At 72.6% G+C, this 25,431-nt stretch carries 19 protein-coding genes; 10 read left to right on the top strand and 9 right to left on the bottom strand.

Annotated elements, in window-relative coordinates:
• The first annotated feature begins 318 nt into the window (after nucleotides 1-318).
• The 3 genes from cofC to ACZ61C_RS25875 are packed head-to-tail and all read left to right on the top strand — an operon-like array spanning nucleotide 319 to nucleotide 4,277.
• Nucleotides 319-930 carry a 2-phospho-L-lactate guanylyltransferase gene (cofC, locus tag ACZ61C_RS25885; RefSeq protein WP_465310406.1) on the top strand — a complete coding sequence of 204 codons (612 nt, stop codon included), beginning with the start codon at nucleotides 319-321 and terminating at the stop codon, nucleotides 928-930.
• A 42-nt stretch (nucleotides 931-972) separates the two neighbouring features.
• Nucleotides 973-3,327 carry an RNA degradosome polyphosphate kinase gene (locus tag ACZ61C_RS25880; protein ID WP_465310405.1) on the top strand — a complete coding sequence of 785 codons (2,355 nt, stop codon included), beginning with the start codon at nucleotides 973-975 and terminating at the stop codon, nucleotides 3,325-3,327.
• Complete coding sequence (locus ACZ61C_RS25875) at nucleotides 3,324-4,277, top strand: NUDIX hydrolase (RefSeq protein WP_465310404.1); 954 nt, start codon at nucleotides 3,324-3,326, stop codon at nucleotides 4,275-4,277. The genes ACZ61C_RS25880 and ACZ61C_RS25875 overlap by 4 nt, the downstream gene beginning before the upstream one ends.
• A gap of 174 nt (nucleotides 4,278-4,451) precedes the next feature.
• On the opposite strand, the gene ACZ61C_RS25870 is transcribed toward ACZ61C_RS25875, so the two are convergent.
• The 4 genes from ACZ61C_RS25870 to leuC all read right to left on the bottom strand — a co-directional run bounded on the left by ACZ61C_RS25870 (nucleotide 4,452) and on the right by leuC (nucleotide 10,430).
• The gene (locus ACZ61C_RS25870; protein ID WP_465310403.1) at nucleotides 4,452-7,250 is read right to left on the bottom strand and encodes an AfsR/SARP family transcriptional regulator; all 2,799 of its coding nucleotides are present in this window, start codon (nucleotides 7,248-7,250) and stop codon (nucleotides 4,452-4,454) included.
• A gap of 285 nt (nucleotides 7,251-7,535) precedes the next feature.
• Entirely contained in the window at nucleotides 7,536-8,144 is a 609-nt protein-coding gene (locus tag ACZ61C_RS25865; protein ID WP_465310402.1) for an HU family DNA-binding protein, read from the bottom strand.
• A 218-nt stretch (nucleotides 8,145-8,362) separates the two neighbouring features.
• Nucleotides 8,363-8,965, bottom strand: coding sequence for a 3-isopropylmalate dehydratase small subunit (gene leuD / locus ACZ61C_RS25860; protein WP_465310401.1), 603 nt, complete (start codon nucleotides 8,963-8,965; stop codon nucleotides 8,363-8,365).
• Between the two features lie 31 nt (nucleotides 8,966-8,996).
• Entirely contained in the window at nucleotides 8,997-10,430 is a 1,434-nt protein-coding gene (gene leuC, locus ACZ61C_RS25855; RefSeq protein WP_465310400.1) for a 3-isopropylmalate dehydratase large subunit, read from the bottom strand.
• Between the two features lie 147 nt (nucleotides 10,431-10,577).
• Between leuC and ACZ61C_RS25850 the strand changes: the two genes are divergently transcribed.
• From ACZ61C_RS25850 to ACZ61C_RS25840, 3 genes are all read left to right on the top strand, one after another.
• Nucleotides 10,578-11,279, top strand: a complete 702-nt coding sequence (locus tag ACZ61C_RS25850; protein ID WP_051183801.1) for an IclR family transcriptional regulator — start codon at nucleotides 10,578-10,580, stop codon at nucleotides 11,277-11,279.
• Between the two features lie 117 nt (nucleotides 11,280-11,396).
• Complete coding sequence (locus tag ACZ61C_RS25845; RefSeq protein WP_465310399.1) at nucleotides 11,397-11,651, top strand: hypothetical protein; 255 nt, start codon at nucleotides 11,397-11,399, stop codon at nucleotides 11,649-11,651.
• A 58-nt stretch (nucleotides 11,652-11,709) separates the two neighbouring features.
• Nucleotides 11,710-12,288: a hypothetical protein gene (locus ACZ61C_RS25840; protein WP_465310398.1), complete on the top strand. Its 579-nt coding sequence runs from the start codon at nucleotides 11,710-11,712 to the stop codon at nucleotides 12,286-12,288.
• Between the two features lie 73 nt (nucleotides 12,289-12,361).
• Here the strand turns inward: ACZ61C_RS25840 and ACZ61C_RS25835 are convergent, their stop codons facing one another.
• On the bottom strand, nucleotides 12,362-14,419 hold the full coding sequence (locus ACZ61C_RS25835) for a glycoside hydrolase family 3 C-terminal domain-containing protein (RefSeq protein ID WP_465310397.1): 2,058 nt from the start codon (nucleotides 14,417-14,419) through the stop codon (nucleotides 12,362-12,364).
• A gap of 164 nt (nucleotides 14,420-14,583) precedes the next feature.
• Between ACZ61C_RS25835 and ACZ61C_RS25830 the strand changes: the two genes are divergently transcribed.
• Complete coding sequence (locus ACZ61C_RS25830) at nucleotides 14,584-15,069, top strand: hypothetical protein (RefSeq protein ID WP_465310396.1); 486 nt, start codon at nucleotides 14,584-14,586, stop codon at nucleotides 15,067-15,069.
• A gap of 349 nt (nucleotides 15,070-15,418) precedes the next feature.
• On the opposite strand, the gene ACZ61C_RS25825 is transcribed toward ACZ61C_RS25830, so the two are convergent.
• From ACZ61C_RS25825 to ACZ61C_RS25810, 4 genes are read right to left on the bottom strand one after another with little or no spacing between them, the layout of a single operon-like run.
• Entirely contained in the window at nucleotides 15,419-16,396 is a 978-nt protein-coding gene (locus ACZ61C_RS25825; protein WP_465310395.1) for a hypothetical protein, read from the bottom strand.
• The gene (locus tag ACZ61C_RS25820; RefSeq protein WP_465310394.1) at nucleotides 16,393-19,794 is read right to left on the bottom strand and encodes an AAA family ATPase; all 3,402 of its coding nucleotides are present in this window, start codon (nucleotides 19,792-19,794) and stop codon (nucleotides 16,393-16,395) included. The genes ACZ61C_RS25825 and ACZ61C_RS25820 overlap by 4 nt, the downstream gene beginning before the upstream one ends.
• Nucleotide 19,795: 1 nt before the next feature.
• Nucleotides 19,796-20,956: an exonuclease SbcCD subunit D gene (locus tag ACZ61C_RS25815; protein ID WP_465310393.1), complete on the bottom strand. Its 1,161-nt coding sequence runs from the start codon at nucleotides 20,954-20,956 to the stop codon at nucleotides 19,796-19,798.
• A 38-nt stretch (nucleotides 20,957-20,994) separates the two neighbouring features.
• On the bottom strand, nucleotides 20,995-22,734 hold the full coding sequence (locus tag ACZ61C_RS25810; protein ID WP_465310392.1) for an ATP-binding protein: 1,740 nt from the start codon (nucleotides 22,732-22,734) through the stop codon (nucleotides 20,995-20,997).
• A 664-nt stretch (nucleotides 22,735-23,398) separates the two neighbouring features.
• On the opposite strand from ACZ61C_RS25810, the gene ACZ61C_RS25805 reads away from it, so the two are divergent.
• The 3 genes from ACZ61C_RS25805 (at nucleotide 23,399) to ACZ61C_RS25795 (ending at nucleotide 25,299) form a co-directional block, all read left to right on the top strand.
• The gene (locus ACZ61C_RS25805) at nucleotides 23,399-24,061 is read left to right on the top strand and encodes an HU family DNA-binding protein (protein ID WP_465310327.1); all 663 of its coding nucleotides are present in this window, start codon (nucleotides 23,399-23,401) and stop codon (nucleotides 24,059-24,061) included.
• A gap of 448 nt (nucleotides 24,062-24,509) precedes the next feature.
• Nucleotides 24,510-24,698: a hypothetical protein gene (locus ACZ61C_RS25800; protein WP_465310391.1), complete on the top strand. Its 189-nt coding sequence runs from the start codon at nucleotides 24,510-24,512 to the stop codon at nucleotides 24,696-24,698.
• A 187-nt stretch (nucleotides 24,699-24,885) separates the two neighbouring features.
• Nucleotides 24,886-25,299 (top strand): histone-like nucleoid-structuring protein Lsr2, encoded by a 414-nt coding sequence (locus ACZ61C_RS25795; RefSeq protein ID WP_465310390.1) that lies wholly within the window; start codon nucleotides 24,886-24,888, stop codon nucleotides 25,297-25,299.
• Nucleotides 25,300-25,431: the final 132 nt, after the last annotated feature.

The following is a 25,431-nucleotide window of genomic DNA, read 5'->3' as shown; positions in this document are numbered from 1 at the left end:
GACCAGCCGGTCGGTTCCTGCGCGATCGGCGGGGTGCGCCGTCGCGAACGGGTCATTGGAGACGTCTCGCGTCCCGAATGAGCCACTCGAGACCCGGCGAGCAGGCCGAGTTCCGCGCCCCCACCTGCGGTCCCACCAGCCAACAGCCTCACCCCAGCAGAGCCCACCCTCCCTGGGGGCCACCCCGTCGTCAGCGTATCGCCCCCCACCCCCAAAACCCCCGCCCGCAAACCCCCACCCCCGAAGTTGTCCACAACACCCGCACCCTGTGGACAACCACCCCCACCCCCTCCTCCGCTTTCCGGTAAAGATGGACACGTGGACGTGGACTTGGTCGTGCCGATGAAACACCCCCGCGACGGCAAGTCGCGCCTGCGCGGGGCCATCCGCACAGACCTGCACCCCGCGCTGGTCCTGGCCCTCGCCGCCGACACGCTCGCCGCCGTCACCTCCGGGGGGCAGGTGCGGCGGGTGCTGCTCGTCGCCGCCGATCCCCGGGCCGTGGCCGACCTGGCCGACCTCGGCATCGAGATCGTCCGGGAACCGAGCAGAGGCGGCCTCAACGAAGCCTTCCGCCACGGCGAGAACCTCCTCCGCGCCGACGACCCGCACGCCGTCGTCGGCGCCCTCCAAGCCGACCTGCCCGCCCTCCGCGCCGGGGACCTCACCGACGCCCTCGCCGAAGCCGCCGGAAAACGCGCCTTCGTCGCGGACCGTCAAGGCACCGGCACCACCCTCCTGCTGTCCGCGCCCGGCGCACCCCTCGAACCCCACTTCGGCGTCGGCTCGGCGAAGAAGCACGCCGGCTCCGGCGCGACGAGCCTCCGGCAAGCGCTCCCCAGCCTGCGCAGCGACGTCGACACCCCGGAAGACCTCGCCCACGTGCGGGCCCTGGGTGTCGGGAAACACACTGCCGAGCTGTTCACCTGACCTTCACCGCGGCCTGCGCAATTCCGCGTGGCTTGGTGAAGAATGGGGGCCGTGAGCACAGACGACGGCAGCACGCCCGCACCGCGGAGGCGACGGACCCCGGCCACTGGATCTTCGGAGACGGCGAAGAAGTCCACCACCGCCAAGAAGACTCCGTCGAAGTCGACCGCGCGCGACACCGCCGCCCGTGCCACCGCCGGGAAGGTCAGAGTCCGCAAGAGCACTCCGGCGACCACCCGCAGCCGCAGCTCCGTGCAGGGCAACGCGCGCAACGCCGAGGAGTTCCGCGCCGTCCCCTCCGCGCCGCCCGCGGTCACCACCACCGCGCCGACCGCCGCCGAGACGCTGCCGGACGACCGGTACTTCAACCGCGAGCTCTCCTGGCAGGACTTCAACGCCCGCGTGCTCGCGCTGGCCGAGGACGAGTCGCAGCCGCTGCTCGAACGGACGAAGTTCCTCGCCATCTTCGCGTCCAATCTGGACGAGTTCTACATGGTGCGCGTCGCCGGCCTGAAGCGCCGCGACGAGACCGGCCTGCTGGTGCGCAGCGCGGACGGGCTCACCCCGCGCGAGCAGCTGGACTACATTTCCAAGCGCAACCAGGACCTGGTCGAGCAGCAGACCGGCGCGTTCGAGAAGGGCCTGCGCCCGCTGCTGGCCGAGCACGACATCCGGATCGTCGGCTGGGCCGACCTCACCGGCGCCGACCAGCTGCGGCTGTCCAGCTACTTCTCCGAGCAGATCTTCCCGGTGCTGACGCCGCTGGCCGTCGACCCGGCGCACCCGTTCCCGTACATCTCCGGCCTTTCGCTCAACCTGGCCGTCACGGTCCGGGACCCGGAAGGCGGCACCGAGCGCTTCGCGCGGGTGAAGGTGCCGAGCAACGTGCCGCGCCTGATGCGCGTCGAGACCGAGCGCACCAGCCGCACCGCGACGTTCCTGCCGCTCGAAGAGCTCATCGCCGCGCACCTGGGCGAGCTGTTCACCGGCATGGACGTCACCGAGCACCACGTCTTCCGCGTCACCCGCAACGCCGACTTCGAGGTCGACGAAGACCGTGACGAAGACCTCCTGCAGGCCCTCGAGCGCGAGCTCGCGCAGCGCCGCTTCGGGCCGCCGGTGCGGCTCGAGGTCGCGCAGGACATGAGCGAGCACATGCTCGAGCTGCTGCTGCGCGAGCTGGACGTCGACCCGGCGGACGTCGTCGAGGTGCCCGGCCTGCTCGACCTGACCTGCCTGCACCAGCTGTCCGGTGTGGACCGCAAGGAGCTGAAGGACCGGCCGTTCGTGCCGGCGACGCACCCCGCGTTCGGCGAGCGCGAGACGCCCAAGAGCGTCTTCGCGACGCTGCGCGAGGGTGACGTGCTCGTGCACCACCCGTACGACTCGTTCTCCACGAGCGTGCAGCGGTTCATCGAACAGGCGGCGGCCGACTCGAAGGTCCTCGCGATCAAGCAGACGCTATACCGGACGTCGGGCGACTCCCCGATCGTCGACGCGCTGATCGACGCCGCCGAGGCGGGCAAGCAGGTCGTGGCGCTGGTCGAGATCAAGGCGCGCTTCGACGAGCAGGCGAACATCACCTGGGCGCGCACGCTGGAGCGCGCGGGTGTGCACGTCGTGTACGGCCTGGTCGGGCTGAAGACCCACTGCAAGGTGTCGATGATCGTGCGCCAGGAGGGCTCGACCATCCGCCGCTACTGCCACATCGGCACCGGCAACTACAACCCGAAGACCGCGCGGCTCTACGAGGACATCGGCCTGTTCACCGCCGACCCGAGCATCGGCGCGGACGTCACCGACCTGTTCAACGTGCTCACCGGCTACTCGCGGCAGGACACCTACCGGACGATCCTCACCTCGCCCCACGGCATCCGCCGGGGCATCGTGCGGGCGATCGGCGAGGAGATCGAGCTGGCCCGCGCCGGGCAGCAGGCCGGGATCCGGATCAAGTGCAACTCGCTGGTCGACGAGCAGGTGATCGACGCGCTCTACCACGCGTCGCAGGCCGGGGTGCCGGTCGAGATCGTGGTGCGCGGGATCTGCACGCTCAAGCCGGGTGTCGAAGGGCTGTCGGAGAACATCCACGTCCGGTCGATCCTGGGCCGGTTCCTGGAGCACTCGCGGATCTTCAACTTCCGCGCCGGCGGCACGCACTGGATTGGCAGCGCGGACATGATGCACCGCAACCTCGACCGGCGGATCGAGGCGCTGGTGCGGGTCAAGGACCCGAAGCTGACCCGGCAGCTCGACGACATCTTCGACTCGGCGCTCGACCCCGCGACGCGGTGCTGGGTGCTGACCGAGAGCGGCGAATGGTCGCCGTTCCCCGCCGACGGGTCGCGGGTGCGCGACCACCAGCTCGAACTGGCGAAGCTGCACGGGGCCGCCGGATGACCCAGGAGGTACGGGCGGCCGGCGCGGTGCTCTGGCGCCGCGCCGGGAGGACGACGGAGGTCGCTCTGGTGCACCGCCCGCGGTACGACGACTGGTCGCTGCCGAAGGGAAAGCTCGACCCGGGCGAGACGATCGCCGAAGCCGCCGTCCGGGAGGTGCGGGAGGAGACGGGGTTCGACGCGGTCCTGGGCCGCTACCTGACCCGATCGGCGTACCCGGTGCCCGCGAAGAACGGGTCCGGGACGGTGCCGAAGACGGTCGACTACTTCGCCGCCGAAGCGGTGTCCGGCGAGTTCGCGGTGAACCACGAGGTCGACGAGCTGCGCTGGCTCGACGCGCCGGCGGCGGAACGCGCGCTGACGCGGCCGGAGGATGTCCGGGTGCTGCGGACGTTCTGCGAGCTGCCGGTGGGCCTGACGACGCTGGTGCTGGTGCGGCACGCGAAGGCGGGCAAGCGCGACGACTGGAACGCCGACGACGACCTCCGGCCGTTGTCGGACGCCGGACAGCGCCAGGCCTCGGCGTTGCGGCGCGTGGTGACGCTGTTCGGGCCGGACCGGGTGCTCTCGGCGCCGCGGCTGCGGTGCGTCCAGACGGTCCACGGCATCGCCGAGGACATCGGCGCCGACGTCCGGCACGAGCCGCTGCTGTCGGAAGAGGGTTACTGGCCCGACCCGGTGCTGGGGCTCGCGCGGCTGCTGGCGATCGCCGGTGACGGCGGGACACCGGTGATCTGCAGCCAGGGCGGGGTGATCCCGGACCTGGTGAGCGTGCTGGCCGACCGCGACGGCGTCGAGCCGGCGGCGGCGCGCGGCGGGGTGGTGCCGAGCAAGAAGGGCTCGTTCTGGGTCCTGTCGTTCCGCCCGCCGACCGTCCGGGACGGCCCGCTGCTGCTCTCGGCGGACTACCACCCCAGCGCGTTGCCCACCCCCTCCCCCAGCCACTCCTGACCCCAGCGCCCCAATGTGGCCTCGGGTGCGTTCAACGCACCCAAGGGGCCCTTCGGTGCGTTCAACGCACCGAAGGCCACATTGGGGCGCGGGGGTAGCCGGCGCACCGGCGCGACAGCGTCGTGACAGTGGACCTTGGTGTACTGGTCCCGGGTCCCGTTGGGCTGCGCCGGGCTAGGGGTACGGCGCATCCCGCGCGGGGAGTCGTCCCGCGGGCACCGTCGCCAGCAGGGCCTGGATCTCCGCGCTGCGGGGGTCCCCGAGGCGCTGGCTGACGGTCAGCGCCTCGGCCCAGTGGTCACGGGCCTCGCCCAGCCGCCCGGTGCGGTGGTTCAGCCGGCCCAGCGTGATGTGGACGTCGATGGTGCCGTAGTCGGCGTTCAGCTCCTTCAGCTCTTCGAGCGCCTCGACACCGGCCTTCTCCGCTTCGTCGTGCCGTCCGGCGCCTTCGAGGGCCTCGGCGACGTTCCCCAGCGCGAGCGCAGCGTGGTAGCGGTCGCCGAGCTCGGCGAAGGCGACTCGCGCGGCCAACGCGGCTTCGGCCGCGTGGTCGTAGTCGCGCAGGCCGATGCGGCTGGCGCTGACGTTGAGGAGCGCGTGCGGGACGAACGTGCGCTGCCCCTGGTCGCGGGCGAGGTGGACGGCCTGGAGCGCGTGGCGTTCGGCCTCGGCGTACTCGGCGCGGACGTAGTAGGCGCCCGCGAGGTTGGACAGGATCGCCACCGTGAGCGCCGTGTTCTCGCCGGTCTCCGACGCCGCGCGCGCCTCCTCCAGGGCTTCGAGCGCCTTGTCCGGCTGCAGGGTGCGCAGGTACGCCGAGCCGAGGTTGTTGGCGCTGTACTGGAGGCCGGTGCTGTCCCCCGCGTCGCGCGTCGCGGTGACGGCGGTGCGGGCGGTGGTGATCCAGTCGTCGCGGTCATGGCGCTCGGCGAAGAACCCGCGCAGCAGCCAGGCCAGCTTCCAGGCGTGGCCGGGCCGGCCGTGCTCGGCGGCGACCCCGACGAGCGCCGTGAGGGCCGGGCGTTCGGTGGCGTACCAGGCGATCGTCTGCTCGTGCTGGGTGAACCGGACGGTGGGCACCGGCGCGGGGTCGAGCGTGATGTCCTCGGTGAGCAGGTCCGGCCGGACGAGCTTGATGGCTTCCGCGACCGTCGCGAGGTACCAGTCGAGCAGCCGTCGCAGCGCCGCCGCGCGGTCGGCCTCCGTCGTCTCGGTCTCGACGAGCTCGGCCGCGTAGACGCGCAGGAGGTCGTGGAACTGGTAGCGGTCGGTGCCGGGCTGGTTGAGCAGGTGCGCGGCGGCGAGCTGGTCGGCGAGCTCACGCGCCTCGCGCAGTCCGGCGCCGGCGAGCGCGGCGGCCGAAGACAGGCTGAAGCCGTGCCCCGGGTGCAGGCCGAGCAGCCGGAAGAACCGGGCGGCGGCCGGGCGCAACGCCTTGTAGGACCAGGAGAACGCGGCCCGCAGGTCGGTGCCGGCGTCCTGCGGGTCGCGCAGGGTGTCGAGCCGCAGCCGCTGGTCGCGCAGCTCCTCGACGATGCCGGCCAGGGAGACGCCGGAGAAGCGTGACGCGCGTTCGCCGGCCAGCGCCAGCGCCAGTGGCAGGCGGCCGCAGAGCTGGACGAGCTCGGCGACGGCGCCGGGTTCGGCGGCCAGGCGCCGGGGCCCGACACTGCCGGCGAGCAGCGCGGTGGCGTCGCGGTCGTCGAAGGAACGCAGGGCGATGCGCCGGGCGCCGTCGCGGGCGACCAGGCCGCGCAGCTGGTTGCGGCTGGTCACGACGACGAGGTTGCCCGTCCCGGGCAGCAGCGGGCGGACCTGGTCGGCGTCGCGGGCGTTGTCGAGCAGCATGAGGGTGCGGCTGCCGGCCAGCCGGCTGCGCAGCAGCGCCGAGCGTTCTTCCACTGTGGAAGGCAGGGTCTCGGGCGGGACACCGAGCGCGCGGAGGAAACCGGCGAGCGCGGCCTCCGGCGTCACCGGGGTGTCCGCGGAGTGGCCGCGCAGGTCGAGGAACAGCTCACCGCCGGCGAAGCGGTCGCGGACGCGGTGGGACCAGTGCACGGCCAGCGACGTCTTCCCGACCCCCGCGGTCCCTTCGATGACCACGATGCCGGACGCGCCCCCGGGCGGGAGCCGGTCGAGCTCGGCGAGCTCCGGCTCGCGGCCGGTGAAGCCGGCGACGTCGAAGGGCAGCTGCCGCGGCACGGTGGCGCCGGCGGCCGGCCCGGCGTCGGCAGCGAGCAGCTCGGCGTGCAGCCGGCGCAGGCTCTCCCCCGGCTCGACCCCCAGCTCGTCGGCCAGCAACGCGCGCAGCCCGGCGTACCGGGCCAGCGCTTCGGCACGGCGGCCGGACCGGGCGAGGGCGCGCACCAGCCGTTCCCACAAGGACTCCCGCAGCGGGTGCTGGGCGACGAGGTCGGTCAGCTCGGCGACGAGCCGGGCGTCGGGGACCAGCCCGGCGTCGAGGTCGATGCGCTGCTCCACCGCGAAGAGGTACCGCTCGGTCAGCAGCGGGCCCCATTCCGCGGTGAGCGCGGGTGAGCCGACGCCTTCGAGCGGCGTGCCACCCCACGCGTCGAGGGCGGTGGTGAGCAGGTCGCGGCGGCGCGAGGGTTCCGTCGCGGCGGCGGCCTGGTCGAGCGTGCGCAGGAACCGCAGGGCGTCCACCCGGGACGGGTCGACGACGAGCCGGTACCCGTCCGGTTCGGTGACGACGGTTTCCTCGCCGCACAACCGGCGCAGGCGCATGACGTAGGTCTGCAGGCTGCCCCGGATGTGCGCGGGCGGGGCTTCGCCCCAGACTCCGCGGGCGAGGGCGTCGATCGTCACCAGGCGGCCCGCGGACATCGCGAGGGTGGCGAGCAGCGCGCGTTGCCGCGAACTGGTCAGCACGACCGGCGAGCCGCCGGCGGACGCCTGGAACGGACCGAGCAGCCGGATCTCGATGGTGGTCGCCCCCAGGTTCGCTCCGCGCACCGCCGGGCCCCGCCGGACGCGGGCCCCGAGGAGGCAGCGTGGCACCACTCGGCCGGGCGCTCAAGCCACTTTGCGAAATTGCCCGGAACCGGTCCCGGGACCGGGTTCGGCCGGGCGGGAAGTCCGATGGGGACGGCGAATCACGTTGCGGGGTCGGTTGATCACGCGAACTGGGTGCGACGCAGGACATCGCGTTCGGGCGAAAAATTGTTCATGTTCGCGACGGCGAAAACAGCGGTCGCAGGAAGGCCCCGCGCACCTCGGCGCGGGGCCTTCCCACTCACCTCACTTCTTCTTCGCGGCCGTCGAAGCCCGCCTCGCCGGCGCCTTGGCCGCGGCGGGCTTCCGCGGTGTGGCCGCCTTCGCGGCGGCGGGCTTCGCGGCTGTCGTCTTGGCCGCCGTGGTCTCGGCCGCGGCCGGCTTCGCGGCCGCCGCACGCGGAGCGGCCGCCTTCGCCCGGGTGGTCGTCGTCTTCGGGGCCGCCTTCGCCGCCGTCGCACGGGTGCGCGTGGTCGTCGCGGGCTTCGCCGCCGCGGCGCGGGTCGCCGTCGTGCGTGACGCCGTCGCGCGGGTTCCGGCCGCGGCACGCTTGACCGGGGTGGCCCTCGCCAGCTTCTTCGCGCCGGAAACGACGTCCTTGAACGTCGTCCCGGCGCGGAAGGCGGGCACGTTCGTCTTCTTGACGCGCACGGCTTCGCCGGTGCGCGGGTTCCGGGCCGTCCGGGCCGCGCGGGCGCGCTTCTCGAACACCCCGAAGCCGGTGATGGTGACCTTTTCGCCCTTGTTGACCGTCCGGATGATGATGTCGACCAGACCGTCGACCGCCGCGGCGGCGGCCTTCTTGTCGCCCAGGCGCTCGGTCAGCGCCTCGATCAGCTGGGCCTTGTTGGCCATCGCAGTCCTCCCGGGAAGGAGCCCCTCGTCCTCGGCCGCGCCGGCCGATCTGCCCCACGGTATTACCAAGGCAGCGCAAATCCAACCGGCCCGCGCGCCCCTTTCCGTTGCCCCGGGGCGGGTTCCGCCTCCCGGCGGCGATCTCCGGCGACTTTTCCCCGGACGCGCAAAAAGGGCGGGATCCCTTGCCCGGCAAGGAATCCCGCCCCGAAGACGGACTAGCTCGCGGCGACCGGGGTGGTCGTCGGCTGCCACGACGGGCGGGCCGCCTCGAAGCCGTCGATCTCACCGGCATGGCGCAACGTCAGCGCGATGTCGTCGAGGCCTTCGAGCAGCCGCCAGCGGACGTAGTCGTCGATCTGGAAGGGCGCGGTGAAGTCCTTGGCGCGCACGGTCTTGGTCTCGAGGTCGACCGTCACCTCGGTGCCCGGCTCGTTCTCGAGCAGCTTCCAGAGCAGCTCGACGTCGTGCTGCTCGCACTGCGCGGCGACCAGGCCGCCCTTGCCGGAGTTGCCGCGGAAGATGTCGGCGAACCGGGCCGAGATGACCGCGCGGAAGCCGTAGTCCATCAGCGCCCAGACGGCGTGCTCGCGGGAGGAACCGGTTCCGAAGTCCGGGCCCGCGACCAGCACGCTCCCGCTCTTGAACGCCTCCTGGTTGAGGATGAAGTCCTCGTCGCCGCGCCAGGCGGCGAACAGGCCGTCCTCGAAGCCGGTCCGGGTGACCCGCTTGAGGTAGACCGCCGGGATGATCTGGTCGGTGTCCACGTTGGACCGGCGCAGGGGGACGCCGACGCCGGTGTGCTGGGTGAACGGTTCCATGGTGGGTGCTCCTCAGGAGATCTACAGCAGGTCAGCGCGTCGCAGTGAACAAGTCTTCCGGGGACGACAGCGTGCCCCGGACGGCCGTGGCGGCGGCCACCAGCGGCGAGACCAGGTGCGTCCGGCCGCCCTTGCCCTGCCGGCCCTCGAAGTTGCGGTTCGACGTCGACGCGCTGCGCTCGCCCGGCTTCAGCTGGTCCGGGTTCATGCCCAGGCACATCGAGCAGCCGGCCTGCCGCCACTCGGCGCCCGCGGCGGTGAAGACCTCGTCGAGGCCCTCCTCTTCGGCGGCCTTGCGGACCCGCATCGAGCCGGGAACCACCAGCATGCGGACCGAGTCCGCCACCTTCCGACCACGCAGCACCTCGGCCGCGGCCCGCAGGTCCTCGATCCGGCCGTTGGTGCAGGAACCGAGGAAGACGGTGTCCACCGAGATCTCGCGCAGCGGCGTGCCGGGCTTGAGGTCCATGTACGACAGGGCCTTCTCGGCCGCGACGCGGTCGTTCTCGTCCGGGATCTGTTCGGGGTCGGGCACGTCGGCGCCCAGCGGGAGGCCCTGGCCGGGGTTGGTGCCCCAGGTCACGAACGGCGTCAGCGCGGCCGCGTCCAGGTGCACCTCGGCGTCGAACGCGGCGCCGTCGTCGGTGCGCAGCTGCCGCCAGTTTTCGACCGCGGCGTCCCAGTCCGCGCCCCGCGGAGCGTGCGGGCGGCCCTTCAGGTACGCGAACGTCGTCTCGTCCGGGGCGATCATCCCGGCGCGGGCGCCGGCCTCGATCGACATGTTGCAGACGGTCATCCGGGCTTCCATGGAGAGCGCCTCGATGGCCTCGCCGCGGTACTCGAGGATGTAGCCCTGGCCGCCGCCGGTGCCGATCTTGGCGATCACCGCGAGGATGATGTCCTTAGCCGTGACGCCGGGGCGCAGCTGCCCGTCGACCGTGATCGCCATCGTCTTGAATGGACGGAGCGGCAGCGTCTGGGTGGCCATGACGTGCTCGACCTCGGACGTCCCGATGCCGAAGGCGATGGCGCCGAACGCGCCGTGCGTGGAGGTGTGGCTGTCGCCGCAGACCACGGTCATGCCGGGCTGGGTCAGGCCGAGCTGCGGGCCGATGACATGCACGATGCCCTGCTCGGCGTCCCCCATGGGGTGCAGCCGGACACCGAACTCCTTGCAGTTGCGGCGAAGGGTGTCGACCTGGGTGCGCGAGACCGGATCGGCGATGGGGAGCTCGATGTCGACGGTCGGGACGTTGTGGTCCTCGGTCGCGATGGTGAGGTCGGGGCGGCGCAGCGGCCGCCCGGCCAGCCGGAGGCCGTCGAAGGCCTGCGGGCTGGTCACTTCGTGCAGCAGGTGGAGGTCGATGTAGAGCAGGTCCGGTTCGGCGCCTTCGCCTCGGCGCACGAGGTGGCTGTCCCACACCTTCTCCGCCAGCGTGCGGGCCTTGCCGGTCGGGCTGGTCATCTCCGGCTCCTTTCCACGGTCACTGTGGTGGTGGAACTCGGGCGCACACCTGCGGAACCGGTGCGAGCCGCGAACGGAGGGGCGCAGCTCGAGTTCGGGTTTCCCAGATACTGGACTTCCCAAAGTGCGGGACGCTAGTATCGGTTCGTGGGACAGCATAGCGGTATCGGAGTACTGGACAAAGCAGTGGCCGTCCTGCAGGCGGTCGCGGACGACCCCTGCGGCCTCGCGGAACTGTGCACGCGGACCGGTCTGCCGCGCGCCACCGCGCACCGGCTCGCGGTGGGCCTCGAGGTGCACCGGTTGCTGCGCCGCGGCCCGGACGGACGCTGGCGTCCCGGTACCGCGCTGGCCGAGCTCGCCGGCGGTTCGACGGACCCGCTGCTCGACGCGGCGGGCGTCGTCCTGCCGAAACTGCGCGACGTCACCGGCGAAAGCGTTCAGCTGTACCGGCGCGACGGCGTCCAGCGCGTGTGCGTCGCGACGGCGGAACCGCCGTCCGGCCTGCGGGACACGGTGCCGGTGGGCTCCCGGCTGCCGATGACGGCCGGCTCGGGCGCGAAGGTGCTGGCGGCGTGGGCGGATCCCCACACGCAGCGCACGATCCTGGCGGACGCGGTCTTCGGCGAGCGCACGCTGCTGGAGGTGCGCCGGCGCGGCTGGGCGCAGAGCGTGGCCGAGCGCGAGCCGGGCGTGGCGAGCATCTCGGCGCCGGTGCGCGATTCGGCGGGCACGGTCGTGGCGGCGGTGTCGGTGTCGGGCCCGATCGAGCGCATCGGCCGCAAGCCGGGCGCCCGCTGGGCGGCCGACCTCCTCGCGGCGGCGGACGCCCTGCAGGAACGCCTGTAACTCCCGCCCCAGGAGTCACAAGCCGGCGTGCACCGTTCGGGGGAACCTCGCAAAACCCGCGTATTCGGTGACCGCGGTCACGTCTCCTTCCTGTCGGGAGCACAGAGGGGGAAGACCATGGACACCGGACTGAACCGCCGGGCACTGGCGATGTTGAGAGCGGTCGGCGCCGGGCGCGCCGAGCTGACGTGCAGCTGCGAACCGGACCTGCGGGTGGACGGCCTGCCGTGCTGCGACCAGGCGACGGCGCACGACCTGGCGCGAGCCGGCCTGATCCGCCCGGCGCGGGTGGTGGCCGTCGGGCAGTGGACGCGGGCGGAGCTGACCGACGACGGCCGGGAGGCCCTCGGCGAGACGCTCGCGGCGGCCTGACGCAACCGTTCGGGACACTCGCGCGTGTAGCTGCAAAGAGGCACCGCGAGGGGGAGCCATGAAGATCGTTCCGGGACTGCTGGGCGCCTGCCTGGTGCTGACCGCGTGTTCGGGGCAGCACCAGGCCGCGACGCCGACCGTGACCGTGACCGCGCCGCCGACCGTGCCGGCCACGCCGTCCGCCGACCCGGCCACGCTGAGCTGGATGGACGGCTTCTGCTCGGCGGTCAACGGCTACCGCAAGCGCACCGAGGCCGAAGCGGGGCAGCCGCAGGCCGAGCCGACCTCGATCGAGGAGGCGCAGAAAGCGCTCAGCGCGGCGCTGGGCGGGATCTCGGCCCGCGCGGGCGAGGTCGTCGACAAGCTGAACGCGCTGCCACCGGCCCCGGTCCCGCTCGCCGAGAAGGTGCGCGCGGCGTTCACGACGAAGTACACGACCTCCCGCGACCGGGCGGCGAACGCCAAGACCGTGCTCGACCGCGCGAAGCCGGGTGACCAGGCCTCCCAGGAGCCGGCGTCGAAGGCCATGGGGCTGGCCCAGCAGGACCTCGACGGCACCTACGACCCCGTGGCCCCGCTGGTGGAGTCGCCGGAGCTGATGACGGCGGCGGCGAGCGCGCCCGGCTGCAAGGCCTAGACCCGGTGTCGAAGCCTTGGGCACAGGGCGCCGGATCCGGCCCGGCCCCGCCGCAGCTGGTCGGCCACCTCCGTCAGCGCCGCTTCAGGGACGCCTGCAGCGGCAGGGACCGCGACGAGTCGCCCACCTGAACCGTGAAGCCGCCCTTCACCGGCGACCACGCGTGGCTCGCCGCGTCCCACACCGAGAAGTCCCGCTGGTCCAGGTGGATCGTCACGCGGCGAGACTGGCCGGGCGCCAGCTCCACCCGCTCGAAGCCCTTCAGCTGCTTCGGCGGCTCACCCGCGGCCGCCGGGAAGCCCAGGTACAGCTGAGCCACTTCGGCGCCCGCCCGGCGTCCGGTGTTGCGGACCGTGAACGTCGCCGTCGCGCCGTCGCCGGTGGTGCGGACCGACAGCCCGGAGAAGGCGAACGTCGTGTACGACAGGCCGTACCCGAACGGGAACAGCGGGGCGCGGCCCTGCGCGTCGAACCAGCGGTAGCCGACCTGCAGCCCTTCCGAATACGTGGCCACGCCGTTGATCCCCGGGAACTGCGCCGGGGTGTTCGCCGGGGTGTCCGCGTCCGCCGCGGGGAACGTGATCGGCAGCTTCGCCGACGGGTTGCTGTCACCGAAGAGCACGCCGGCCACCGCCGCGCCGTCCTGCTGGCCCGGGTACCACGCCTGCAGGATCGCCGGCACGCTCGACGCCCACGGCATGAGCACCGGCCCGCCGCTCTTCACCACGACGACCGTGTGCGGGTTGGCCGCCGCGACCGCGGAGACCAGCGCGTCCTGGTTGCCCTCCAGCGCGAGGCTCGGCCGGTCCTTGCCCTCGGCCTCGTTGTCGCCGACCATCACGACGGCCACGTCGGCCGACGCCGCCAGCGCGGCCGCCCGCGCCGGGTCACTGCCGTCGTCGAGGGTCACCGCCGCGCCGGGGACGCGCTGCCGCAGCCCCGGCAGCGGGTCCACTGTGGACATCGGGATGACGGCCGAGCTGCCGCCGCCCCCGGTCTTGGCCTGCGTCGCGAACGGCCCGACCAACGCGATCGACCGCACCGCACGGTCGTCGAGCGGCAGCTGGGCGTGGTCGTTGCGCAGCAGCACCATGCCGCGTTCGGCGAACTGCTTGGCGGCCGCGTCGTGCTCGGCGGTCGGCAGCGGCGTGAGCACCGGCGGGTGGTCGAACTGCCCGAAGGCGAACATCGTCCGGAAGCGCGGCAGCAGCAGCTCGTCGACGCGCTGTTCGGTCACCTGCCCGGCCAGCACGGCCTGCTTCATCTTGTCGCCGTACCAGGTGCCGTCGATCATCTCGAGGTTCATGCCCGCGTTCGCCGACCCGACGGTGCTGTGCGCGGCGCCCCAGTCGGACTGGACGAACCCCTTGAACCCCCACTCGTCGCGGAGCTTGCCCTGCAGCAGGGCCTGGTTCTCGCAGACGTACACGCTGTTGATCTGCGGGAAGGCGCACATCACCGAGCCGGCCCGGCCTTCGGTGACCGACTGCTCGAAGTGCGGCAGGTAGATCTCGTTGAGGGTGCGCTCGTCGATGTGCTCGTCGATGCTGAAGCGCTGGGTCTCCTGGTTGTTCGCCGCGTAGTGCTTGACCTCGGCGATGGTGCCGTTCTCCTGGATGCCGCGGATGTCGGCGGCCGCGAGCGCCCCGGCGAGCACCGGGTCCTCCCCCATGCCTTCGAACGTCCGGCCGTTGCGCGGCACGCGGGCGATGTTGATGTCGGGCGCTTCGGACACGTTGTGCGCGAGGGCGCGGGTCTCGCTGCCGATCAGCCGGCCGTAGCGGCGCGCGACGTCGGTGTCGAAGGTCGACGCGAGCGCCATCGTGGCGGGCAGCGCGGTCGCGGGCTTCTGCGGTTTGTCGTCGGCGGGGCCCATGCCGGCCGGGCCGTTGGCGATGCGGAAGCCGGGCACGCCCAGGCGCGGGATCGGCGGCACGAACCGCTGGTGCTGGGCGTCGGGCTGCAGGTGCAGCTGGGAGATCTTCTCGTCGAGGGTCATCGCGGCGACGAGCTCCGCGGCCCGCCGGTCGGGCGGCTGGCGGGCGTCACGCCAGGGTTGCGCGGCGGCCGCCGCCGGCGTCGCCAGCGACAACCCCAGGACTACCACGAGAACGAGCCGGCCGTGACGCATCGCAGTCTCCCTCGGCACCGAACGGGATCGACGGCGGACAAGCTAACCCATACGTGACGGGGAAACATAGACTCGATAGTCGTTCACGTACTTGAATTCGAGAGTGGACTCAACCATTTCCCCGGCTCAGGCGTGGAGGCGGCAGCACCGAGAGGGGACGAGTCATGGTCAAGAAAACACTGATCGGCCTAATGGCGGCGAGCGCGGCAACCCTGGCCCTGGCGGCCCCGGCGAGCGCGGCCGAGGTCAGCTGGGGGCTGACGGCGCAGGTCGAGCCCGGCGGCCGTGTCGACGCGGAAACCCGCGCGGCGGTCGGCAACGGCTGCAGCCCGGCCACGCCGGTCACGTCGAAGGGGTTCGCGGCGCCGCTGCAGTTCACCGAAGGCGGCAACTTCGGCCGCGCGGGCGGCCACACCACGGCGATCAAGACGCCGGGCAGGTACACCGCGACGTTCACGTGCTCGGACGGCCGCGTCGCCACGGGGTCGTTCACGATCCTCGGCACCCCGCCGCCGAGCTCGACGGCCAAGCCGAAGCCGCCGGCCACGAAGCCCCCGGCAACGTCCACGAAGGCGCCCAAGCCGGCAAAGCCCCAGGTCGCGGTCAAGCCGGCGGGAGCACCGCAGACGGGCGACGGGTCACTGAGCTGACCCTCCACAAAGGACACCCCGGGGCGGCGGTGGTCTCCCCAGGCCCCCGCCCCGGGGCCCGGCCCGGGGTCGGCCCGGGGTCGGTCCGGGGTCGGTCCGGGGTCGGAAGGTGAGGATGCACGCCGCCGCCGGTCTCGGCCGCAGTCGTTCCGGCCAAGCCGCCGGAACCTCGACCTCGGCGAGCCGTGGCGGGCCCGCGCTCGGCCACTTCGGCGGGGCGACGTTCCCGCCATTCCAGCCGAATGGGCAAGGCACAGTCGGCCCGCTCGGCGCGCGGAACCGGTCAAGGATCGGAGGCCCTTCCGGCCGAGCGCCAGGGATCCTCGGCGAGCCCCGCCCTCCCTGCGCCTCAGCGAGCCGCGGCCAGCCGTAGCGCCCGATAAACGAACTGCTGGTCCCCCAGCCGATGCCGCAGATCGCGCTCCAGACCAGCGATCGGGTACAGGTTCTGCGGTGCCCGGGAGTCCTTGTACTCCACCGACGCGAACCTCCCCAGCACCGACTGCGTGAGGTTCGCCAGGTCCGCCACCTCCGCGCGCCCCAGGTGGGGGGCCGCCTCGACGCGCACCACCCCCGACCACGGTGGGCCGCCGGGCGACGGCAAACGCAGGTACCACGAATGCCGGACCCACGTCGTGCCCATCAGGAACACCGGGGTGCGCTGGTGCGGCCCGAGGTCGCCGACCATCGAGTTGAGCTCGCCCGGCAGGTACGTCGTCTGGTGGCTCTTGATGAACCCGACCGCGCGGGGCAGGTGCGTGCGCCCGCTCAGCGGGCCGTCCACCACCAGCAGGTCGCTGCCGACGTGCCCCTCGATCGCCCGGCGCGCCTCGGTCGCCGTCTCCAGCTCGACGTCGGCCAGCTGTTCCTGCAGCGCCGAGGACAGCACCACCGGCAGCGGCTTGTCGTCCTTGGCCGCCGCGCGGAACGGCTCGTAGACCCCCGCCGACGTCGGGATGCCCTCCGCCTCCGCCGCGACCGTGAACAGCCCGCGCCGGACGTTCGCGCCGACGACGTGCGCCCGGCCCGCGCAGCAGCACACCACTCCCGCCGCGTACGACGCGCAGATCCCGATGGACGCCGAGTTCCCGGCCGGGTCGTCGATCCAGACACGGGCGTCGATGCGGCGGACGCCGTCGACGAACAGCACCGCGTCCGGCGGGGACGGCACCGGCGAAGGGTCGATCGGCGCCCACTCGGCCGCCGGCACCTCGACGTCGAGCGCGACCTCGGCCTGCGACCGGGCCAGCTCTTCGGCCTCCATCGAGCTGCCGTAACCCGGGTCCCAGGCGTCGACGGAGAAGTTCATCCCGGCCACCGCCGTCATGCGCCCTCCCTGCTGATGTGCGAGCCGGTGCCGTCGCGGGTGACCTGGAACCGCACCGGCACGCGCTCGGCCAGCGCCGGCACGTGCGTGATCACCCCGACCATCCGGGAGCCGGACGCGGAGAGGTTCTCCAATGTGGACGCCACGACGTCGAGCGTGGCCTCGTCGAGCGTGCCGAAACCCTCGTCGAGGAAGATCGACTCGAGCTTGGTCGCGCCGTCCGCCGCCATCGCCCCGAGCTGCGACGACAGCGCCAGAGCCAGCGAAAGCGACGCCTGGAACGTCTCCCCGCCGGACAACGTCTTCACCGGGCGCCGGGCGTCGGCCTCGTTGTGGTCCACCACCAGGAAGTCGCCCTTGTCGTGGGTCAGCTCGAACTGCCCGCCGGACAGCTCCAGCAGCGACGCGGACGCCTCGGCGACGAGCGTGTCGAGCGCCCCGGCGATCAGCCAGCGCGGGAACTTGTCCGAGCGCAGGAGATCCGCGAGCAGCCGCGCGACCTGCGCCTCCGACTCCGCCGCCGTGATGTCGCCGTGCAGGCCCGCCACGCGCGCGACCCGCCGCCGCATGTCGTCGTGGTCACCCTCGGCGCGCGCCCGTGCGGTGGCGACGGCGACCGGGACACGGTCCCGCACCGGCCCTTCCGGCAGGTCGACCCCGAGCGCGGTGACGTCGTCGGCGACGGCGCGTTCGGCCACCCGCAACGCTTCCGCGGTTTCGTCCTCGGTGGTCTTCGCGACGGCCAGCCGCTCGCGGTGGTCCTTCGCCTGTCCGGACGCCCAGTCCGTGAGCGCGGACCAGGCGTCCAGCAGGCTCTCACCGTCGATCGGCGGAGCGCCCAGGCCGACGAGGGGATCGCGGGCCCGGGACAGCTTCTGCCGTTCGGCGTCGACCTCCTTCGTGACGCTCGCCTGGGCGTCGGCCGCCTGTTTGGCAGTTGCGCGAGCGGTCCGCAGGGCGCCGTCGGCGGCCTTCGCGGCTTGCTCGAGCTCCGCGACACGCGCGAGTTGTTCGGTGACCACGTCGGCGGACGGCGCGTCGGCCAGCATCGTGACCAGTTCACCGTGCCGGCGCCGGGCGGTCGCCAGCTCGGTGCTCGCCGACTGCTCGGTCAGGCCGGCGTCGACCGCGCGGGTGCGCCGCTGCTCGGCGTTCCGCTCGGCGGCCGCGAGATCGTCCGCGGCCACGACGGCTTCCTTGCCCGCGGCTTCGGCGGCCGCTTCGAGCGCGGCCAGCGCGGTCCGCCGTTCCTCCAGTGAAGCAGCCGCCCACGCGGTGAGCCGCTGCCAACCGGCCGGGACGTCGTCGCCGTCGATCGCGGGCGCGCCCAGCTCGACGAGCGGGTCGCGCGCCGCCCGCAGGGCTTCCCGGGCCGCCGCGGCCGATCGCTCGACGACGTCGGCGTCCTGCTGCGCCGCCGCGCGTTCGGCGCGGGCCGCGGCCAGTTCCTTGTCCGCGGCGCCGGCCGCTTCGGCGACACGGGAGCGGGCCTCGATCGTCGCCGACAGCCACTCGCCCCGCTCGCGCACGGCGGCGACGAGGTCCGCGAAGTCCTGCTCGGAGAAAGAGACCTCGACCGGCCGCCGCAGCACGGCGGACTCGGGCGGCCCGTCGACCTCGGCGAGCACCAGCCGCAGTTCTTCCGCCTGCGCGGCGGCGGACACGGCCGCATCGGTGTCGCGGTCCGCCGCCCGTTCCAGCTTGCGCACCGCCGTCTCGGCCGCCGCGCGCTCGCGTTCGGCCCGCTCGACCCGGTCACGTGCCTCGGCCAGGTGAGCGTGGCCGTCGGAGTCGGGCAGGGCCGGAACTTCCTGCTCGCACACCGGGCACGGGTGCCCGACGGCGAGCCCGGACCGCAAGGCCAGCGCCTGTCCCGCTCGTTCCGCTTCGGTCAGCGCGGTCTTGGCCGCGGTGAGTTCGGTGTCAGACCGGGCGAAGGCGGTTCGCGCCGTTTCGAGCTCCGCGCGGCGCGCGGCCTGCTCGGGCGCGGCCTTCCGTTGCGCTTCACACAACGCATAAAGGGTACGGGCGTCCGAACGGGCGGCGGCGAGCGGCGCGACGTCCGGCTGGGCGGCCAGCGCGGCCCGCGCTTCGGCGTCCGCCGCTTCGGCAGCGGTCAACCGGGCGGCCGCGTCCGCTGTGCGTTTCGCCACCCGCGCCGAATCCGCCGACAGGTCCCCGAGATCCGCCGGCGGCCGCAGCCCGGCCAGCCGGTCACGCTCCTGACGGGCCCGCGCGGCTTCTGCGGCCGCGTCTTCGGCGGCCCGCGCGGTGGTGTCCCGCGTCTTCCTCGCCGCTTCGACGACGGACACCGCTTCGGTCACCGAAACCGCCGCGGCGGCTTTGGCCTCCGACGCCGTCTTTGCCGCTTCTTCCCGGCGAGGCAGCGCCGCCTCGGTGTCGGCGAGTTCGGTGCGGGCGGCCCGGATCCGCTCCAGCCCGCTCCGGTCGGGCGCGGCGGCCAAGGCGGCGCGCGCCGTTTCGTCCGCCTTTTCGGCCTGCTCCAGCCCGGCCCGCGCGGCCGTCGCGTCATCGGCCGCGGCACGGCGCCGGGTTTCCAGGTCCTCAACACCGGCCGGGCGTTCCAACGCGTCGAGGACACTCAGTTCTTTAGCAACCGTCGTGACGAGCAGCCGGGCGTCGTCGTACGCACGCGTCGCGTCGTTCAAGCCCGGCAGCGCGGTATTCACCCGCGCCTCCAGCTCCGCGAGGGCCGTCATCCGCGCGGCGAGCTCCGCGACGGCTTCCTCGGTCGCGTCGGCGTAGTTGCCGAGCTGCTCGGCGAGCACGGCGGCGCGCTGCTTCTGCTGTTCGGCCGTCACCCCGGCCCGGCGGCCGATCCGCTCGTAGACCTCCAGGCCCAGCAGCTTGATCAGGATCTTCTGCCGGTCGGCGGCCTTGGCGTGCAGGAACTCCGCGAAGTCGCCCTGGGGCAGCGCCACGCAGGTGCAGAAGTGCTTGAACGTCAACCCGAGCAGACGTTCGATCGCCGGCGTCACCTCGGAGTCCGCGGCCACCGGGTCGGCGTCGTCCTCCGGGCCGCCGAGCGCGGTGGGGTCGGCGAGCCGTTCCAGGCGCACGTTCTTCACGCTGACCGTGGGTTTCTTCCCGCCGCTGCGCCGGACTTCCCGGACGACGTGGTAGCGCGTGCCGCCGGCGTCGAAGACCAGCCGCACGGTGGCGCGGTTCGCCGTCGGGGCGAGCGCGGGCGCGACGAGCCCTTCGTGGTCCCAGCGGGCGACGGAGCCGTAGAGGGCGAAGGTGAGCGCGTCGATCACCGTGCTCTTGCCCGCGCCGGTCGGCCCGACGAGCGCGAAGTAGTCCGTGTCTTCGAAGCTGACCTCGGTCTTGTCGCGGAACGACGCGAAGCCGGTCATCTCCAGCAGCACTGGCCGCATCTCACACCTCGCTCGTCTCTTCGTCGTGCAACCGCGAGAAGAGCGCCTGCACCCTCTTGTCCTCGACCGTCCGCTCGTCGCAGTAGGTCGCGAACAGCTCTCCCGGTGACCGGTCCGCGACCGCGCGTTCGCCGCCCGAAGTCGTCACCGGCGCGGCGAACTCCGGGTCGATGCGGATCTCGAGCGCGTTCGGCAGGGCTTCCTGGATCTCCTCGCGAAGCCCGGCCCTGGTCGCTTCGCGGACGTAGACCCGGAGGTAGTCCTCGCCGAACTCCGCCGCGCGGCCGACGAGCTCCGCCACCGTGCCGAAGACCGTCCGCAGCCGCCGCCCCGCCGTCAGCGGGACGTCCGTGATCTTCGCCGGTGTGCCGGGACTCACCTCGACCGACAGCACGACACTCGTGTTGTCCTGCTCGCCGAAGTCGACGGCGAACGGCGAACCGCTGTAGTGCACCGGGCACGGCGCGGGCAGCGACTGGCGCCGGTGCAGGTGGCCGAGCGCGACGTAGTGCGGATCGGCGCCGAACGCCGTCGCCGGCACGTGGTACTCGAAGATCGACTGCGCCGCGCGCTCTCCGCCGCCCATCGTCCCGCCGGTCACCGTGAGGTGGGCCATGAAGAGGTGCACCGCGCCGTCGGTGAACCCGGACTTGAGGTGCGCCAGGATGTCGCGCACCCGCTGGTCGTACTCGCCGACGTTGTCCGCCGGGGTCCCGGCGAGCAGCTCGGCCGCGCGCACGGCGTAGCGCTGGGAAAGGAAGGGCAGCACCGCGACTTCGACGCGCTCGCCGGTCGACCGGGCGTCGAACGCGACCACGCCGCCGTCGGCGGCCGGGCGCGGCGTGCCGACGAGGTGGATGCCCGCCTTGCGCAGCAGCGGCCGGTAGGCCTCGAACGTCGCGGCGTGGTCGTGGTTCCCGGCGATCGCGAGGACCTCGGCCCCGGTGTCGCGCAGCGCCATCAGCGCCTGCACCACGAGCTCCTGCGCGGCCGCCGACGGCGCCGACGTCTCGTAGAGGTCACCCGCGACGAGGATCGCGTCGAAGGGCTCCTTCCTCGCGATCCGGACGATTTCGCCGAGCACCGCGCGCTGCTCGTCGAGCCGGTTGCGCCCCTTGAGCGTCTTGCCGACGTGCCAGTCGGAGGTGTGCAGGAACTTCACTCGGCTTCCTTCCGTTCGAGTAGCGGGCGGAGGCGGGCTCAGAACGGAGGCGGGTCGTCACCGAACGGATCGCTGCTGCCCGTGGGCAGGCCGGCGAAGGGATCGGACTTCGGCGTCGCCGTGGTCGTCGGCACCCGGCCGGCCTCGGAAAGCCGCGTGGCCCAGGCCGGGAACGGGAAGCCGACCGCGATCGGCACCGGGATCTCCGGCTGGCTCACGAACATCGTGCCGGGCGTGGCGAGCGTCGCGCGGACCCGCTGGCTGGCCGGGAGGAAGCCGTACTCGGGGCGCGAAGCCTCCGCGGCGTCGAGGCGCCCGACGATCCGCACCGAGCTGTTGCTGACGATCCGGCGTTCGACTTCGGAGGCGGTCTGCTGCGCGCCGATGAGGATGACGCCGAGGGAGCGGCCGCGCTCGGCGATGTCCAGCAGCACCTCCTTGATGGGGCTGCTGCCTTCCCGGGGCGCGTACTTGTTGAGCTCGTCCAGCATCGTGAACAGCAGCCCACCCGCGCCGGCCGCCTCCTTGCGCGCGGTCTCCGCCGCGAGCGTCACGCCGACCACGAACCGCTGCGCGCGCTCGACGAGGTTGTGGATGTCCACCACGGTCACCTGCTGGTTCTCCGTGGACAGCTTGCGGGCGGCGTGGTCGGTGAGATCACCGCGGATGAGCCCGTTCAACGCGCGCTGGCTCGAGCGCAGGCGGCGGATGAACGCGTTGACGGTGCCCGCGCCGGTGACCGCACCCGCCCAGCTCGCGCGGGTTTCCTCGTCGGTGACGCGCTCGCAAATGACGTCGATCAGCTCGGCGTAAGTACGGCACAGGACACCGTCGACGTTGGCCGCGCCGTCCTTGCCGGCCGGGGTGCTGTCGAGCCGCAACCGGTTCGCGACCTGGTGGATGACCATCGTGTACTGGTTGCGCTCGTCCTCGGCGTCGGCGAAGACGTAGGGCAGCAGGTCGCCGGCGCAGAACTCCGCGATGGTCCACCAGAAGGCGCCGACCCCCGAGGTCCGCCCGGTGACGTAAGGCTTCCCCGTGGTGTCCGACGGCGTCGGCGGGGCGTAGAAGCCGACCGAGGCGAAGGGCTCCGCCGGCAGGCCCAGCTTGGCGTACTCCCCCTGCAGCTTCGCGTCGAGGTGGATGTTGGGGGTGTCGAGGAACAGCAGGTCCTCGCCCTTGACCGAGAAGACGAGGGCCTTGGCGTTGTGGGCGTTCGAGAGGGCGCCGCCGCGGAAGATCGAGTGCAGCAGGAACAACGCGAACGACGTCTTCGTCGCGACGCCCGAGACCCCGCTGATGCTGACGTGCGCACCCCGCGTGCCGTCGAGGAAGTCCAGGTTGAGGTACACGGGTTCGCCGTCACGGCCCAGCCCGACCGCCACTTGGCGGGTCATGTTGTCGAAGTACAGCGCCTGCGCGCGATCCTCTCCCTTGGCGCGCTCGACGACCGACCCCGGCCGCGGCGGCACGTAGCATTCGGGCTCGACGCGGGTGGTCGCGATCTCGGCGATCTCCTGCACCTGCGCGGGCAGGACGCCGTCGGAGATCAGGAAGACGTCGCTGCCGAAGCTGGCGCCCTCGTGCCGCGCGCTCACCTGCGTCACGACGCCGTAGGACGTGACTTCGCCCAGGCCAGGGAGTTCCCGCCGGGTCACGACCACGTCGTCGAGCTGCAGATAGGCTTCCGGATCGATGGCCACGTGGAACTGCAGCGGCGTCGAGTCCTCGGTGCCCGCCACCCGTCCGACGACGGTCGTGAGCGTCTCCTGGTCCACGGTTCTCCCTGTCCGCCCGGCTCTTCCTCCGGCCGCAGACTAGCTCGCCGGTCCGACAGTCCCGCGCCCAACACGGCGTTGCGGCCGTGGGGTACTCATAGTGTCGCCGCAGGCCACGGCTGCGCCGAACGAGTGAGTTCACCCTTCGGGGAAGATCTTTTGGCCGTCGCGGACGGTCGCGGCGGGCTCCTCCGGTTGTGCCGCAACGGGCCCGCCGGTCCCGCCCGGGAGGTCGCGGCGGGCGGGCCCGGCGTCACCGCGCCCGCTTCCGCCTGGCTCCACTGCGAAGCGGCGTCCGAGCGCCCTCCGGAGGGGCCGCGATCCCCGATCGCTGCGCGGGATCGGGGCCCGCGTGGGCTCCGACACACGCGGGGAGGGCCGCTCCGGCGTGTCGGGTGCGAAAAAGTCTCCGAAGGCCGTCGGGTCCTATATGGACGACCACTGTGGACGGCGGTGCGACGGGGTTTTGCCTGATCAGGGCCATGGTCGACCTCCGGGGCCGGTTCGGGGAGCCATCCGGGGAGGGCCGCCGGAGAGGCGGAACCCGCCCCCGTACAAGGAAATATTTCGACCCCCGGTTGGATTTTGTGCGGTATTGGTAATACCGTGTGCAGTGTCGGCCGAGATGGGCCGTGTACGAGTAGTTCCACTATGGAGGACTGGAATGACGAACAAGGCCCAGCTGATCGAGGCGCTGTCGGAGCGTCTGGGCGACAAGAAGGTGGCTTCGCAGGCCGTTGACGGTCTGGTGGACATCATCATCCGGACGGTCAACAAGGGCGAAAAGGTCAACATCACCGGCTTCGGGGTGTTCGAGAAGCGCGCCCGCGCCGCCCGCACCGCGCGCAACCCGCGCACCGGTGAGGCCGTCCGCGTGAAGAAGACCAACGTGCCCGCCTTCCGCGCCGGGACCACGTTCAAGGACGTCATCTCCGGCTCGAAGAAGCTGCCCAAGGCCACGCCGGTCAAGCGCGCCACCGCGGCGTCGACGACCACGCGTGCCGCCGTCGCCAAGGCGTCGGCTCCGGCGAAGACCACGAGCACGCGGGCCACCACGACCCGTGCGGCCCAGGCCAAGCCGGCCACCGCTCGCGCGACGGCCACCCGGACCCGCGCCACCGCCGCGAAGCCGGCCGCCAAGGCCACCGCCACCAAGGCGGCCCCGAAGACCGCGGCCAAGGCTCCCGCCAAGGCGACCGCGGCCAAGACCACCACCACGCGGGCGAAGGCCGCCGCCAAGCCGGCCGCCACGAAGACCGCCGCGGCGAAGAAGCCGGCCGCTGCCAAGGCCCCGGCCAAGCGCACGTCGGCTGCCAAGAAGAAGTAGTTCCCCACCGAACGCCGGAAGGGCCCCGCACGAGCTTCGTGCGGGGCCCTTCCGGCGTTTCCGGGCCCTCGGGGTCGGCTGTGGGTCTTCCGGTGCCTCTGGGGCGTTCCTGTGGCTCACCGGTCAGTGGGATGGCGCGGAGCCGTGCTGCGCTCCAGAGCCCGGCCCAGGCACGCCGGGAGTTCCTTGTCGGGCACATCCGGAGTTGCGCCGGTTTGTGGTGAACACCGTTTTCCCGCTGCCGCACAAAACCGGAACCGGTCCCGCCGAGCGGACCACCGAGCCGGGTGGACTGCTTTCCCGCCCCACCCGGCCACCCGACGGGGTGAATGGGCCCCCGCGCAAAACTCCGCGATTCACCGCCGACGGTTGCGCCGCCGTCCGGCGGGGTAGCCGGAGAAGCGGGAAGCCGCGCCACTCGCGGCGCTGCGCCCGGCGAGGAGTTGTGATGACGGAGAACAAAAACCGGCCGGAGGATCCCGACGCGGAACTCGCCCGGACCCGGCAGAACATCCGGGAAGCCAAAGACGCCGCCGAGGAGGTCGGTCTCGCCGACCCGCCCGAGGCCGACACCCCCGAGGCCGGGGAAGGGGATCGGCCCGCCCAGCACGGCGAACAGGGCTCGACGCCGTCGTAAGAGGGCGGCATTCCGGCGCCATTTCCGGTCCAATCGGGAGGCCGGTGCCGGAGTGTGTTCGCCGTCAAGCGGCGGAGAATTGCCGTGCGGATCCCGGAGTGGATACACTCCACCGAAGAACGTCGACCATTGTGCAACTTGTCACACGTCGTGTTCTCGGACGCACATCCAGCTGAGGAGTTTTCCCGTGGCCCAGAAAGTCCTTGTCGAGATCCTGGACGACATCGACGGCAGCACCGCCGCCCAGACCGTCCAGTTCGGGCTCGACGGTGTGACCTACGAAATCGACCTGTCGGACGAAAACGCGTCGGCCCTGCGCGACGAGCTCGCCCGCTTCATCACCGCCGGCCGTCGCATCGGCGGCCGCAAGGTCCGCGTCGCGACCGGCCAGTCGACGACGACCAGCACGACCGACCGCGAGCGCAACCAGCAGATCCGCGCGTGGGCCAACTCCAACGGCTACGAGGTCTCCGAGCGCGGACGCCTGTCCTCCGAGGTGATCTCCGCCTACGAGGCGGCTCAGGTCGCGGAGGCCGAAGCGCCGGAGCCGGCCCCGCGCAAGCGCGCCCCGCGCAAGAAGGTCGCCGCCGCCAAGAAGTGACCACGGTGGCCACGTGCATCACTGGGGAGAGATCACGGGAGCCGGCCCGGGGGGGGGGAGGGGGGGGGGGGAGGCGGGGGGGGGGGGGGGGGGGGGGGGGGGGGGGGGGGGGGGGGGGGTGGGTTGGGGGGG

This window comes from Amycolatopsis sp. NPDC104587 (assembly GCF_055583645.1).
The sequence above is the reverse complement of the archived record's forward strand: the minus strand, read 5'-3'. Positions and strand labels throughout refer to the sequence as shown.

Coding starts and splice junctions, on each gene's coding strand:
- ACZ61C_RS25880 (WP_465310405.1), top strand. CDS start 973: ATGGGGGCCGTGAGCACAGACGACGGCAGCACGCCCGCACCGCGGAGG.
- ACZ61C_RS25875 (WP_465310404.1), top strand. CDS start 3,324: ATGACCCAGGAGGTACGGGCGGCCGGCGCGGTGCTCTGGCGCCGCGCC.
- ACZ61C_RS25865 (WP_465310402.1), bottom strand. CDS start 8,144: ATGGCCAACAAGGCCCAGCTGATCGAGGCGCTGACCGAGCGCCTGGGC.
- leuD (WP_465310401.1), bottom strand. CDS start 8,965: ATGGAACCGTTCACCCAGCACACCGGCGTCGGCGTCCCCCTGCGCCGG.
- leuC (WP_465310400.1), bottom strand. CDS start 10,430: ATGACCAGCCCGACCGGCAAGGCCCGCACGCTGGCGGAGAAGGTGTGG.
- ACZ61C_RS25845 (WP_465310399.1), top strand. CDS start 11,397: ATGGACACCGGACTGAACCGCCGGGCACTGGCGATGTTGAGAGCGGTC.
- ACZ61C_RS25840 (WP_465310398.1), top strand. CDS start 11,710: ATGAAGATCGTTCCGGGACTGCTGGGCGCCTGCCTGGTGCTGACCGCG.
- ACZ61C_RS25835 (WP_465310397.1), bottom strand. CDS start 14,419: ATGCGTCACGGCCGGCTCGTTCTCGTGGTAGTCCTGGGGTTGTCGCTG.
- ACZ61C_RS25830 (WP_465310396.1), top strand. CDS start 14,584: ATGGTCAAGAAAACACTGATCGGCCTAATGGCGGCGAGCGCGGCAACC.
- ACZ61C_RS25825 (WP_465310395.1), bottom strand. CDS start 16,396: ATGACGGCGGTGGCCGGGATGAACTTCTCCGTCGACGCCTGGGACCCG.
- ACZ61C_RS25820 (WP_465310394.1), bottom strand. CDS start 19,794: ATGCGGCCAGTGCTGCTGGAGATGACCGGCTTCGCGTCGTTCCGCGAC.
- ACZ61C_RS25805 (WP_465310327.1), top strand. CDS start 23,399: ATGACGAACAAGGCCCAGCTGATCGAGGCGCTGTCGGAGCGTCTGGGC.
- ACZ61C_RS25800 (WP_465310391.1), top strand. CDS start 24,510: ATGACGGAGAACAAAAACCGGCCGGAGGATCCCGACGCGGAACTCGCC.